Origin of the sequence: Sorangium sp. So ce448 (genome assembly GCF_051520915.1) — a bacterium.
GTDB lineage: Bacteria > Myxococcota_A > Polyangia > Polyangiales > Polyangiaceae > Sorangium > Sorangium cellulosum_B.
In genome coordinates this window covers 5,530,071-5,542,994 of sequence record NZ_CP150343.1, presented here as the reverse complement: position 1 = coordinate 5,542,994, position 12,924 = coordinate 5,530,071, and the positions used below count along the sequence as shown (strand labels likewise).

9 protein-coding genes are annotated in these 12,924 nt (G+C 73.3%); all 9 read right to left on the bottom strand.

Annotated features, from left to right (window positions below; translation table 11 throughout):
* Positions 1–188 precede the first annotated feature (188 nt).
* Positions 189–3,188 (bottom strand): tetratricopeptide repeat protein, encoded by a 3,000-nt coding sequence (locus tag WMF45_RS20780; RefSeq protein WP_437718617.1) that lies wholly within the window; start codon positions 3,186–3,188, stop codon positions 189–191.
* A complete protein-coding gene (locus WMF45_RS20775; RefSeq protein WP_437718616.1) occupies positions 3,181–4,419 on the bottom strand; it encodes a hypothetical protein in 1,239 nt (412 codons plus the stop codon). The genes WMF45_RS20780 and WMF45_RS20775 overlap by 8 nt, the downstream gene beginning before the upstream one ends.
* Positions 4,420–4,426: 7 nt before the next feature.
* Entirely contained in the window at positions 4,427–5,104 is a 678-nt protein-coding gene (locus WMF45_RS20770) for a putative quinol monooxygenase (RefSeq protein ID WP_437718615.1), read from the bottom strand.
* A gap of 251 nt (positions 5,105–5,355) precedes the next feature.
* Positions 5,356–6,759, bottom strand: coding sequence for a hypothetical protein (locus WMF45_RS20765; RefSeq protein WP_437718614.1), 1,404 nt, complete (start codon positions 6,757–6,759; stop codon positions 5,356–5,358).
* A gap of 83 nt (positions 6,760–6,842) precedes the next feature.
* Complete coding sequence (locus tag WMF45_RS20760; protein ID WP_437718613.1) at positions 6,843–8,849, bottom strand: potassium transporter Kup; 2,007 nt, start codon at positions 8,847–8,849, stop codon at positions 6,843–6,845.
* A 198-nt stretch (positions 8,850–9,047) separates the two neighbouring features.
* On the bottom strand, positions 9,048–9,548 hold the full coding sequence (locus WMF45_RS20755; RefSeq protein ID WP_437718612.1) for a hypothetical protein: 501 nt from the start codon (positions 9,546–9,548) through the stop codon (positions 9,048–9,050).
* Between the two features lie 79 nt (positions 9,549–9,627).
* Positions 9,628–10,770, bottom strand: coding sequence for a hypothetical protein (locus WMF45_RS20750; RefSeq protein ID WP_437718611.1), 1,143 nt, complete (start codon positions 10,768–10,770; stop codon positions 9,628–9,630).
* Entirely contained in the window at positions 10,771–12,042 is a 1,272-nt protein-coding gene (locus tag WMF45_RS20745; protein ID WP_437718610.1) for a tetratricopeptide repeat protein, read from the bottom strand.
* The gene (locus WMF45_RS20740) at positions 12,039–12,662 is read right to left on the bottom strand and encodes an RNA polymerase sigma factor (RefSeq protein WP_437718609.1); all 624 of its coding nucleotides are present in this window, start codon (positions 12,660–12,662) and stop codon (positions 12,039–12,041) included. Before WMF45_RS20740 ends, WMF45_RS20745 begins: the two co-directional genes overlap by 4 nt.
* Positions 12,663–12,924: the final 262 nt, after the last annotated feature.

The window sequence follows — 12,924 nt, the reverse complement described above, 5'->3', positions numbered from 1 at the left end:
CGCGCCGACGGGCCGCGCCGGGGAAGAGGTGCGCGAGGAGGATCGAACGAGCGCCGAGAGGCTCAAATGTCCGGGGTTGACGTCTGCGAGTCAGCGCTCCCGTCCCTGTCGTGCGTCAACCGTGCTGGTTCGAGAGGTGCGTGAGGATGGCGCTGGCGAGATTCAGGGCGTAGTCGTTTTGGGCACGGTCAACGACGTGCAGCGCCTGCTCGGCAGCAGCGCGCGCCTCCTCGGGGCGGTCTGCCGAACTCGGGGCGGTCTGCCGAGGCGTGCACGCGGGCAACCTCGGCGAGGACGTTGGAGAGCCCGACGGCATCCTCGACCAGCTCGTAAAGTCTAAGCGCTTGCATGTAGAGCGGCAGAGCCGCCTCGATGTCGCCCTGTTCCCTGGTCATGTCGCCGCGCACTTGGAGGACATTGGCCTGTCCGAGCCGGTCTTCGACGGTCTCGAAGAGCTCGAGAGCGCGCTGGTAGTCGAGCGCTGCGCCCGCGAAGTCGGCTTGAAAGTGCCGCAGGTTGCCGCATGCGTGGAGAACATTGGCCTGTCCGAGCCGGGACTCGACGGCCTCGAAGAGCTCGAGAGCGCGCTGGTAGTCGAGCGCTGCGCCCGCGAGGTCGTCCTGTCTGCGCCGCAGGTTGCCGCGTGCGTGGAGGACGTTGGCCTGTCCAAGCCGATCTTCGATGGCTTCGAAGAGTCGCAGAGCACGCTGATAATCGAGCGCTGCGCCCGCGAGGTCGTCCTGCCTGCGCCGCAGGTCGCCGCGCCTTCTCAGCACCGAGGCGTGCACTTGGTCTGCGCCTAAGGCCGCCATCTGTTCGGCGGTATCGAGAACCTCTCGCCGGGCTCCCACGGTCCAGTCGAACTGCCGGAACTGGTCCACGAACGCCACGGCCCAGGCGAGCGCATCGGCACCGTGCACCCCGCCTGCCCACTCCTCGAGCTCGATCGCATCGAACAGATTGCGCTCCGCCCGCCATCGCTCGATCGCTCGCTCGACGGAACCCATCAATGTCTGATCCAGCCCCGCCGCGACCCTCTGCATCGCCCTCGCAACCCCTCGCAGGAGCGCATCCCACAGCGCTGCGTCGGCCCTCGCCTCCGCGCGCATCGCCTCGCGCATCAGCGGGTGCAGCTGGTACCGCCCCGTCTCCGGCGCGAAGCTCGCCAGGTGCCGCCGCACCAGGCGGTCCAGCCGCCGCGCGACCGCCGGCTCCAGCTCTCCGAGCGTCGTCGCCAGCATCTCCAGCCGCTCCCCCGGCGCCGGCAGCACCGCCAGCGCTTGCAGCGTCCGCCGCGCATCGTCACCGAGCGCCTCCAGCGAGCGCGTGCTCACCGCCTCGACGTGCGCCAGGTCCGTCGCCGCGGACCCCACGCGCCCTCGCAGGTCCTCGAGGTATGCTGTTGCGCTCAGCGCCTCGCCGCGCAGCGTCCCGCCGGCCACCTCGATCGCGAGCGGCAGCCGCCCGAGCCGCTCCACCAGCGCCCCCGCCGCCTCGGCTTCGCCCTCGGGCGGCATTTCTTCGCCCCGCGCCACCCGCAAGAGCAGCCGCACCGCATCTCGCGTCTCCAGCGGCTGCAGCGCGATCTCCGCCACGCCCGCGAGCAGGCCAGAACTCCGCGTCGTCAGCAGCACGTTCCACCCGCCGCCCGGCACCAGCGCGCTCGCGTCGCTCCCGCTGGTCACGTCGTCCAGCACGAGCAGGCCGCGGTGCGGCCGGAGCTGCTCGCGGGCGCGCGCGAGCAGCTGCTCTGTGGACATCTCGGGGCTGGCGCGGAACGCCGGATCGACCGCCTCGAGCAGCACGATGGCCGAGACGCGGAGATCCCGGTCCGGGCGCTCCAGCCAGAGCACGGGCAGATCTGCCTTCGCGGCGCGGTGAGCCAGGCACGTGGCGAGCTCGGTCTTGCCGATCCCGCCTTCACCAGCCACCGCGGTGATCACCGCCCTGCCGGGCGCGCGCAGCCAGGTCTCGAGCTGGCGCAGCTCCTCCTCGCGCGCCGTGAAGTACGGCCGCGGAGCGCGAGGAGGCAGGCGCGACGTGAGCGGCGCCTTCGCTTCGCGCGTGAAGGCCATCGCTTCGAGCCGGACCGAGGCCGGCCCGCCCTCCCACCGGCGCGCGAACAGGAGCGGCAACGGCCATTGCGGCTCCTCGTTGGGCTGCCGCGCGTGCGCCTCCGCGAACGCCTCCTCGAGCGAGGCGCCGTCCGCCAGCGCCTCGAACATCCGCTCCGTGAACGACAGCGCCCAGACCACCTGCACGGGCGCCCGGTAGCCCATGGTCACGAACACCTGGCCGCGCCGGAGGAGCCAGTGAGCCATGCCGATATTGCCCAGGTCCGCGCCCGGGCTGGCCGAGGAGCAGGCGCAGAGGATCGACGCCTTTACCGGGCGCACCCGTGAGGCGTGGTCGGCCAGCCACTCGGCGAGCTGCGTGCCCGTGACGTCGCCGCCGCGGAGCGCCAGCCGGCCGCGGTGATCGTGATCCTCGCGGCCGTGGCAGGCGACGTAGAGGGCGTCCACTGGCGGCGCGCTGCGCGCGGTGAGCGCCTGCTCGAGGGCCTTCGGCGAGGCGTCCTCGATCCAGTCGGTGCGGAGCCCGGCGCGCGCGGCGACCTCCCGGACGGCCTGCGCATGGGTGCGCAGCTCGTCGCGCGTGGGCGAGCGCTGGTCCTCGTGCGCCGTGACGACCAGCAGCCGGTCCCCTCGGGCGAGCCGCGCACCGGAGACCCACTCGAGGCCCGGGTCGCAGCGCACGGCCGGGCAGCGGCGGTTCTTGAAGAGAAAGGCGGTACCGTCAAAGGCGATCTCCAGCGGGATATCGCATAGGCCCGGCGCGCTCTCGTCCAGCTCGATCACGAACCGGAGCAGCCTGCCCTGATCGCGCGCCTTCTTCTCCATCTGCATGAGCCAGGCAGACGCGCCGTCCCAGCCGAAGAGGCGATCGCGGATCAGGCGCCCGATCTGCTCGATCGCGCGGAGCCCCACGCGCCACGGCGCGCTCGGATTCGGAGGCAGCCGCTGCACCAGGCCCGTCCAGGTGCGGGCGGCGGGGATGAGATCCTCCACGGCGGCAAGATCGGCGTCCACGAGCGGCGGCACGACCTTGCTGCGGCGGCCTACAGGGCCGTCGAGCTCCACGCGCCACGACGGCCCCGAGGCCTCGATCCGGATCTCGGCCTCAAGCATGCGGCGCCGCGTCGACAGGTGATGGCGCGCCGTCCTTGTCGCAGCGCCAGAGCGCGACCTGCGGGGGCCCATCGTCGCAGGTGATCATCACCCACGTGCGCGGCGCGTCGGCTTCCCAGCGCCCCGCCTCGATCTCGTCGATGGAGCGCTCCATCTCGTGCTCCGGCAGGCGCCCGACGGGGATCCATGTGCCGCTGTTGAAGTAGGCGGGCGCGCCGGCGGTGCTGCGGCGGGGCCCGTGCGTGTGCCCGGCGACGAGCGCGACGAGGCCTTCGGGGAGCCACCGGCGCGCGGGCTCCAGCACGCCATCGTCCGCCTCCAGCGACGCAGGGGACCACCGGAGCAGACCGCGGACCCCGATGAGCCACGCACGAAGCAGCGCACGGCCCGCGCCTCCGTGCGCGGCGAGCATGCCGCCCGCGGCCGGTGCGGCGCCATGGCGGAGGTGATTGCGGAGATCCGCGAGCTGCGCGCCGGGAGCGTTCGGGGCCTCGCCGAGCAAGCCCTCGGCGATCAGCGCAGAGAGGACCTGGGGCAGGTCGTCTGCCGCCGGCGGGGCCGCGCCGGCATCAGGGCCCAGGAGTGGGCCCAGACGCAGGCGCCCGTCGACGAAGCCGGACAGGAGCCGCTCGCTGCGGCCCCAGTGCTCCTGGAGAAAGGGGAGCGTCACGCGGGGGTCGAGATAGAGCAGCAGGGGGAAGACGACGGGGAGCTCCGGCTTGAGCTCAGGGATCCAGCGGTTCTCTGGCTGAAGCTGGTTGAGCACGCGGTAGACGAGCTGCGAGCCGACGGGCAGCTCGACCGGGCGGCCCGCGGCGACGGCCCGGCGGAGCGCGTCGCGGTGCACGGCGTTGTGCGGGTCCCATCGGTCGCCATGGACGATCCACACCGAGCCCGCGCCGTTGCCGACCGCGTGGCCCCACACGGGCCAGCGGTCGCCGAGGCCGGCAGCGAGCGGCGCGTCGTCGGGATAGCGGACCGAGCCTTCGCGGCCGATGGCCTTCTCGAACCCGGCGCGCACGTCGGGCAGGAGGGTCTCGGGATCGTGGTTGCCGGCGAGCAGGCTGATGCCGCTGTCCGCCCGCGCGGCGAACCGCCGGAGGGCCGCGATCACAGGAGCGGTCCGCGGTCCCTCGAGGATCGTCGTGAGGCGGTCGGCGGCGAGCTCCGCGCGGCAGTGCGCCGGCGGGCTCGCCAGCTCGGTCCAAGCGCGCTCGCCAGCTCGGTCCAAGTAGTCTCTAAGACCCCTCGACCAGATCTCGCAGCTGAGTCAGCTCCTGATCTACCCATTCTCTCTGCTCGCCGAACGCCGCCTCGGAACACCCCGGCGGCCGCTGTATGGTGAAGAGGAGCAGGCTCCCGGGGCCGTGCCGCACGATGCGCATGGGCATCCGCAGCTCTCCGCTGCCTGGATCCACGCAGTGCCAGACGACGCCCGCGGACGGGTCTGCCTCGTAGCCGAAGCGCACGTCTCCCTGGGGGGAGCTCACGATCCAGCGCTCCCCCTCCTGTCGCAATCCCTGGCAGAAGCGCGTGCCCCAGCGGGGCAGGAGGCGGATGTCCGCGGCCAGACGGAACGCCGTGTCCAGGGGAGCGCGCGTCAGGGCGAGGGCCGTATATCGCGTGTCCCCAAGCTCGTGTCCCGGATAGTAGCTCACCTCCAGGCGCTCCAGCAGCGCACGCATGCGCGGAAACAAGGCGGCTCCATGGGGCGAGCCGCAGTGGGCCGCCAGAGCCTCTCCGTCTTGATAGCGGTCCAGGACCACATAGCGCCCGGGCGCGCCGTCCCTGAACAGGTCGTAGCTGAGCGTACCCGGCTCCTGGGCTCGGACCGCAGCCGCGTGGGTCCTGAAGATCGCCTCGAACTCCGCCTCGGAACCCGCCTTGGCCTGCGCGCGCTTGATACCACCGATCATGAGTCCTCCTTCCGACCTCGCGGAAGCTACGCGCCGGCGGGGGCGGCCGACTTGGAGGATCTTGCGATCCGTCGGTGGCTGTCCTCGGAGGCGCCGTACGGCCGACGGAGGGCTGCACCCGATCTCCCGGCGAAACCCATCGGTGAAATGGCTGCCTCCAAAACCCCAAGGAAATCTCGACGCGGAGAGTGTCGACGGCCTCCGTCGAGAAAAAACGACCCGGAGGCTGTCGACACCCTCCGGCGGACCGCTCACTCCGGGAAGAACGTCTCGATCGTCAGCGCCGGCGTCCCGTCCGCGTGGACCCCGCCGAGCAGCGCGAGCGTCCCGTTCGGCGCGGGCACCACGGCCGCGCCGCGCCGCGGCTCCCGCAGCGGCAGCTCCTCGACCTGCGCCGCGGCGACGTCGACGAGGAAGCTCCGCGTCAGCCCGTCCTCGCCGGCCTCGGAGCCCACCGCGAGGATGCGCCCGCCGGGCAGCGCGAACGCGGCGACGCCCCCGATGGCCGCGGTCAGCGCGGCGCCCTCGACCTCCACGGCCGCGCAGGTCGCGGCGCACCCCGGCGCGAGCCGCCGCGTCGGCGCCGCGGTGCCGCCCTGGACCCCGCCGACGAGCGTGATCTCCCCGGGACCGGTCACCGCGGCGCCCGCGCCGTCGGAGGCGTCCGGCGGAAACGGCCTCGGCGAGAACTCGGTCGCGCCGTCGCCGAGCAGCTCCAGCCCCTCGCCCTCCGCGCTCCCGCCAGCGACGACCAGGCCCAGGCCTTCCACCCATACGGCCGCGGCGCCGGCCCGCGCGTGGCGGAGCTTCGCCACCGAGAGCGCCCCGTCCGCGCCGACGACGAGCACCTTGTCCGAAGGCGCGCCCGCCGCCCCCGTAGCCGCGCCCGCGCGCGTCGCGCCGACCACGAACGAGCGCCCGTCCGAGGCCTCGACCGTCCGGCCGCCCGCCACCTCCGCGAACGAGCCGAGCCCCGCGGGCAGCGACGCCTCGGCGCTCTGCCCCGCCGCGACGTCGGTCCAGCTCGCGCCCTCTTCGTCCAGCGTGAGCAGCAGGTCTCCCCGCACCACGAGCGAGCGCGCCGCCCGCGGCAGCGCGCCGCTGGAGGCGCTCCCGCCCCACGCCGCGAGGTCGTATGCGTCGAGCCGCGCCGGGTCGACGCCACCCGCCGCGGCGCCCCCGGCCGCGGCCCCGCCCGTGAGGATCAGGTAGCGCTCCGCGAGCGCCGCCCCGGGCGCGCCGACGCGCGACGCCGCGAGCTCGCCCGGCGGCCGCGCCCACCGGCCGGCCCGCTGGGCGAAGAGCGGCAGCACGTCGCCCGTCACCGCGGCGAGGTAGATGCCCGCCGCGGAGCGCCCCCGCACCACGGTCGCGCCGCCCGCGTCGAGGCCGCGCACCTCGAACGTGTATGCCCGCTCCGCCGGGATCTCGCCGAAATCGAGCTCGCCGCCCGGCGCCGCCGCCGCCGACACGGTGACGTCTCCCTCGGCCGCCGTCGCGGTCACCTCGATCCGGGCGACGGGTGGATCTTCCTGGAACGCGGTCGCCTCGTGCCCCGGCACGACCTCGACCGTGAGCGTCCACGGCCCTTCCGCGCAGCCGAGGAGCGACAGGCCGAGCGCGGGAAGGACACGGCCCAGGAGAGGGATCTTCATGAGGGCCGAGTCATAGCGCCTCGAGCGCGCGAAAGCCCAGCGGAGGTGGGCCGATCGCGCCGCGCGCCGATCTCCACCGAGCGCTACAGGTCGACCTGCACGCCGATCTCCACCACCCGCTCCGGCGGCAGCCTGAAGTAGTCGGGCACGGCGCCGGCGTTCCGCGCCATCACCGCGAAGATCGTCTCCGTGATCCTGCCCATCCGGCCCCTGTCGGTGGCGAGGATGGTCTCGCGGCCGAGGTAATACGCCACGTCCGCGAAATCGATGGGCAGCGCGTGCGCCGCCGCGGCCCGCCGCAAGAGGGCCGGCACGTCGGTCGACTGCATGAAGCCCGAGCGGATGACGACCTGGTGAACCCCCTTGTCGAGGCTCGTCACGTCGAGGCGCTCCCTGTCGGCGACCCGCGGGACGTGCTCCGTCACCACGGTCAAGATCACCACCGTCTCGTGCAGCACCTTGTTGTGCTTGAGGTGGTGCGTCAGCGCGTAAGGTGTCTTGCCCGCGCGCGCGCTCAGGAACACCGCCGTGCCGGGGACCCGCGCGCTGCATTTCGCGTCGAGATCGCGCACGAAGGCGTCGACCGAAGGGGCCGCCCGCGTGAAGCGCTCGGCGAGGATCGCGCGGCCTCGCTTCCAGATCACCATCATGGTGAACAGGACCGCGGCGATGACCGCCGGCACGTACCCGCCGTCGAAGAACTTGATCAGGTTGGCCCCGAAGAACGGCAGATCGAACGAGAGGAACAGGATCAGCAGCGGCAGCGCCTTCGCGAGCGGGGCGCGCCACGTGTGCCGCATCACGACGAAGAAGACGATCGACGTGATCCCCATCGTGCCGGTCACCGCGATGCCGTACGCCGCGGCCAGCCGGCTCGACTGCTGGAAGATCAGCACGAGCGCGAGGCACCCGGCCGCGAGGGCCCAGTTCGTCAGGGGGATGTAGATCTGCCCCGCGGCCTCGCTCGACGTGTGGCGCACCTGGGTCCGCGGCAGGTACCCGAGCTGGATCGCCTGGTGCGTGAGCGAGTAGGCGCCCGAGATCAGCGCCTGCGACGCGATCACGGTGGCCATGGCGGCCAGCGCGACCAGCGCGTAGGTGAGGGGGCCCTTCGGCACCATCGCGAAGAACGGGTTCGCGGCGGCCTCGGGCTCCTGCAGCAGAAGCGCCCCCTGGCCGAAGTAGTTGAGCACGAGCGCCGGGAGCGCGGCGGCGTACCAGGCGAGCCGGATCGGGCCGCGTCCGAAGTGCCCCATGTCCGCGTAGAGCGCCTCGCCCCCCGTGATGACGAGGACGACCGACCCCAGGATCGCGAACCCGTGGAAGCCGTGAGCGGCGAAGAAGCGCGCCGCGTACACGGGGTTCAGCGCGGCGAGCACCGCCGGGTTCCTGGCGATGAACACGAGCCCGAGCAAGGCGAGCGCGGTGAACCAGAGGACCATGATGGGGCCGAAGACCTTGCCGACGCGCGCCGTCCCCCAGCGCTGCACGCTGAAGAGCCCGACGAGGATCGCGCAGGTGAGCGGCACGACGAACGGCTTGAGCCCGCTCGTCGCCACCTCGAGCCCCTCCATGGCGCTCAGCACCGAAATGGCGGGCGTGATGACGCCGTCGCCGTAGAGGAGCGCGGCGCCGAGCACCACGAGCCCGGCGAGCCACCCGACGCCCTGCGTCCCGCTGGCGCGCAGCCGCTCCGGCACCAGCGCGAGCAGGGCGAGGATGCCGCCCTCGCCGTCGTTGTCGGCCCGCGTGATGAAGGTGACGTACTTGACCGTGACCACCATCATCAGCGACCAGAAGAGGAGCGAGAGCAGCCCGAGGACGTTGGCGGGCGTCGGCGGGACGCCGTGCGTCGCGCTCACGCACTCCTTGAGCGCGTAGAGCGGGCTCGTGCCGATGTCGCCGAAGACGACCCCGAGCGCGGCCAGGGCGAGCGCTGCCTTGCCGCCGTGGTGGCCGTGCGTCGCGTCCGCGTCACGCCGAGCCGCGCCGGCCTCCGACGAGCCGTCTCGGGGCGCCGCGGGATCCGCCGCTGCGCGGAGAGCAGGCCGAGCGCCGGGAGCGCGCGCCGTGGTGTCGGGGTTGTCCATGGGGCGGAGTCATAGCGCGTCGGTGGCGTTCCGATGGATCGAATCCTCCGCGGCGGCTCGCGCGGGCCGGCGCATGATGAATGATGCGTTGAGGGGAAGCCCTCGTCGCGAGACCGGAGCCGTCATCGCGGTTGCGCGTCGCCGCGTGGGTCCGCGGGCAGACCGAGATGGATTGGCCAGGTTCGCCGACCTCCGCCTTCAGTCACATTCGTACTTCCACATGCAGAAGCCCTGTTCGTCCCGGAGGCCAGGCCCGTGGAACATGTGCCAGCACTCCATGCCGCTCGGGCACGTGGTGTTCGCGTCGCAGGGCAGCTCGCAGACCGAGTTGCACACCGGCGTGGCGGTTCCGCTCGGCGGTCGCGGGCAGTCCTCCGCCGTTTCGCACTCATAGTTGCATTGCGCCGCCACATCGCACCACGTCGATCCATCGTCTTGTCGCTCGGCCACGTACGCCACCCTGCACCTGCGCTCTTCTCCGCTCGGTTCGGGATCCGGACAGACGTGGGGGAGGGCGAAGTTGCCCTCGTCCCCGGAGGAAATGCAGGCAGCCCACGGCCCTTCGGTGGGTACCTCGATGGTGGTCGCCAGGTGGACTTCCACGATCGGATCGACATGGCGGTCGCCGCACGCCGCCTGTGCGGGCGCGAAGGCCGCCGACAAGCCCAGAGTCCAGAGCTTCGTAGCCGTGATCTTCATTGGGTCCTCCACGCCGCGCGCCGACGCGCCCGGCGTCAAGATGGTCTGCGCTGAGGTCACGGCAGCTGCCCATTTCGGCTCACGGCAACACGACCTCCACGCCGAGAGACGCGCCCAGGAACGGGCGACCCCACGTGTCGGTCGCGCGACCAGCGGCGTCGATCACGAGGCGCGGCACCGCGATCCCGGCGAGCAGGTGCTCGCTGATCCGCAGGTGTGGAGTCGGCGCGAACGAGAGCCCTGCGCGCAGGTACGCCGCGACCGCGTACGCGTCCTCCGACCTGCCGGCGTACCGGGGCGAGCGGCCTTCGCCCTCGATGTGCAGCCAGGCGGCGGCGAGCCCTGCGCCGGCCGATGGCAGCCACGCGGCGTCGGTGGGGCCGAGCGGGACGCGCATCCCCAGGGCGGCGAGCGCTATGCGCGTGTGCCGCGTGCCCTCTTTGCCCTCACGGCTCGCGCTGGCGAGCGGGATCTGGACGAAGGCGGAGAGCCCCAGACGAGACCGGATCATCGCGTACCCCGACACGTCCAGCATCGGGGTGGCGGGCACGCCGCCTGCGCTCCACAGGATCGCCGGCGCCGCCCCGACGCCGAACGTCATCGGTGTGCTTCGGATTGCGCCTGGCCCGGGGGCCGGGGGAGGGGGCGGGCGGGAGGTGCCGTCGGCTCGCGGGCGCGCGGCGGCGACGGGCGCGGGCCTGGCCGGCGGCGGCTCTTGCATGTCGACGACGGCGCGAGCCTCGGGATCGGCTTCGACCTCGCCCTGCGACGGACGGGGCGAGCGCACATCCAGGAGGCTCGCGCGCAGGAGCTCCACCGCGCGAACCGCGACCGTGGCTGGATCGTCGGCCATCACGGCGCTGTGGACCGATTGACCCGTCGCACCACGAGCGATCGAGACCTCGACGCCGCCCGGCACCTCCGTCACCCGGATCTCCGCCGCCGCTCCGGCCTCGCGCGCGCTCGTCTCGAGGGGCCCCTGGGAGGGCGGCTCGGCGCCGCCCCTCTCGACCACCACGGTGAATCCGAGCGTGGCGAGCTCGGCATAGACCCGGGCCATGATGCGGTCCGACCGGCGATCGGCGATCAGGACGACCTTCGTGCGTGGAGGCTCCGGCGGCGGCTCCGGCGGCGCCGCGCGCGCTTCACGTGCGACGAGGAGGCAGAGCCCGAGCGCCCAGGCTCCGCCGTGCGCCGCGCGAGCCGGCCTTCGAGGCGGCATTCACTCCCCCTCGAGCAGATCCCTGGCGTGTGCGGCGTGGGGCCCCGCCGGATACCGCGCCAGGTAGCGGCGCGCGGCCTCGCGGGCCTCGCTGGCCGACCCCATCGACTCCCGGCATTCGATGACCCTCCCGAGCGCCTCCTGCGCAAAGGAGCCGCCCGGTTGCTCTTCGAGGTACACGAGGAACCAGCGCTCGGCCTCGGCGTACGATCGCCGCTGGTCGAACGCCATCCGGCCGAGGTGGAAGGCGGCCTTCGCCGCCTCGCCCGAGCCCGCGAACCGGCTCCGCGCCGCGGTGAGCGCCGCCGCGGCGCGATCCGGCTTCCCGGAGAAGCGCGCGACGTCCGCGAGCGTCAGCAGATCCGCCGCGTTCGCGCGGGCGACGAGCCCGTCGAAGCCCTCGGCCTCGGCCGCCGTCATGGCCTCGTGGTACCTGTCGTCGGCCACGAGATCGCGCCAGCTCGGCCGGCGCGGGGCGGCGTCCGCGGCCTTCGCGACCATCGGTCGCTCGCTGGCGCCGGTCGCCGCGGGGGCCGGCTCGGAGGCCGCCTGATCGATGCGCGCGGCGGACGGCGGCGGTGGGGCGGCGGAGCGCTGCTCCCCGCGCGTGAGCTCGAAGCGCTGCTCTTTGCAGAAGACCTCGAGCGTCTCTCCCGCAGCGACGGCGCGCCGCCCCCCCACGAGCGGCCCCGACACGGCGACCGATCCTTCCCGTAGCACCAGCTTGAGCTGCTCGCTCGCCGGGGACCAGCTCAGCTCGAAGCGCGTGCCGGTCACCTGCACGTCGAACGGGCCGACGTCGAAGTTCCAGGCGCTCGTCGCGGTGTGGGTCACCGCCGCCGTGAGCCGGCCGCCTTCCAGCAGCACGCGCGCGCCACGCGCGTCGGCGGCCACCACGCGCGCCCGGGCGTTCGCGTCCAGCGCGAGGGACGTGCCGTCCGAGAAGGCGACCGCCAGAGGAGCATCCGCGCCGGCGGCGATCCACGCCCCGACCTGACCTTGCGCCGAGCCGACCGCGAACGAGAGCGATCGCGACGAGGGGAGCACGACGAGGAGCAGCGCCGCACACGCTCCCGCCAGCGCCACGAGGGCCGCGGGCGCGATCCACCGGGGACGCGGGGGGCCGAGGCGAGCAGCCGCGGGACGGGCGGATCCGCCGGCCGCGATCTCCAGGAACCGCAGGCGCGCCCCATCGAGATCCTGCGCCCCGAGCTGCTCGTCCTGGGCCCGGCGGAGCTCACGGAGGCGATCGAGCGAGGGACGATCGCTCATGACGCGCTTCCCCTCAGCCACTCCTCGAGGGCGGGTTGGTCCCGCGCCGCCTCGAGGAAGTGGACCTCCGCGCGGGCCAGCCTTCGCTTGATGGTCGCGAGCGAGACGCCGCACGCGCCGGCGACCTCCTGGAGATCCATGCCCTCGATGCGCCGCAGCGCGAACGCGATGCGCTCGTCGGCCGGGAGCCGCTCCAGCGCGCGATAGGTCGCGCGCAGCGCCTCGCGGGCTTCACCTGCATACGGGGGCTCCACGAGGGGTGGGAGCTCGTCGGGGGCGAAGAAGAGGAGCCATCTCCGGCGCGCGCGCCGCTGGATGCAGGTCCGCGCCGTGAACACGGCGACCGAGGTGATCCACGCCTTCAGCGCCGCCGGATCGCGCAGGGTGTCGAGGGAGGACAGCGCGCGGACGAAGGCGTCGTGATGCGCGTCGGAGAGGTCGCGGCTGCCGCCGAGCAGCCGGCCGAGGACGCGGAGCACGTGCCCGGAGAAGCGCTCGTGGAAGGCGGAGAGCGCGGCAGGATGCCTCGCGCGGAGGCCCTCCACGAGCGCCTCGTCGCTCGCATACGCGACCACGCCGAGCCTTCGCGGGGGCGCGAGCGCGCCGGCGCGCATCACCATGACCGTGGGGCTCCGCTGGGAATGACCGAACGCCTCCTGCCGCCTCGTGACCCGATCGGCCCCCTTGAGTCACGGCAGCGCCGCGAGACGGCTCACAGCGGACGAAGCTCGCGGGGATCGGCCGGCCAGGGCGCGCCCGGCGCCAGCCGAGAACTTTCTCCGCGCGCGCCACGCATGCGAGGCTGCCCGGCCCCGCCGAAGCGCGCGCTCACCCGAGAGCGCTCGTCCAGAGACCGGACCCATCCGGGAGATGTAGGATAAA

Bases quoted from the DNA above. Each gene is read 5' to 3' on its own strand.
- WMF45_RS20780 (WP_437718617.1), bottom strand. From the start codon at position 3,188: ATGCTTGAGGCCGAGATCCGGATCGAGGCCTCGGGGCCGTCGTGGCGC.
- WMF45_RS20740 (WP_437718609.1), bottom strand. From the start codon at position 12,662: ATGGTGATGCGCGCCGGCGCGCTCGCGCCCCCGCGAAGGCTCGGCGTG.
- WMF45_RS20745 (WP_437718610.1), bottom strand. From the start codon at position 12,042: ATGAGCGATCGTCCCTCGCTCGATCGCCTCCGTGAGCTCCGCCGGGCC.
- WMF45_RS20765 (WP_437718614.1), bottom strand. From the start codon at position 6,759: ATGAAGATCCCTCTCCTGGGCCGTGTCCTTCCCGCGCTCGGCCTGTCG.
- WMF45_RS20755 (WP_437718612.1), bottom strand. From the start codon at position 9,548: ATGAAGATCACGGCTACGAAGCTCTGGACTCTGGGCTTGTCGGCGGCC.
- WMF45_RS20750 (WP_437718611.1), bottom strand. From the start codon at position 10,770: ATGCCGCCTCGAAGGCCGGCTCGCGCGGCGCACGGCGGAGCCTGGGCG.
- WMF45_RS20770 (WP_437718615.1), bottom strand. From the start codon at position 5,104: ATGATCGGTGGTATCAAGCGCGCGCAGGCCAAGGCGGGTTCCGAGGCG.
- WMF45_RS20760 (WP_437718613.1), bottom strand. From the start codon at position 8,849: ATGGACAACCCCGACACCACGGCGCGCGCTCCCGGCGCTCGGCCTGCT.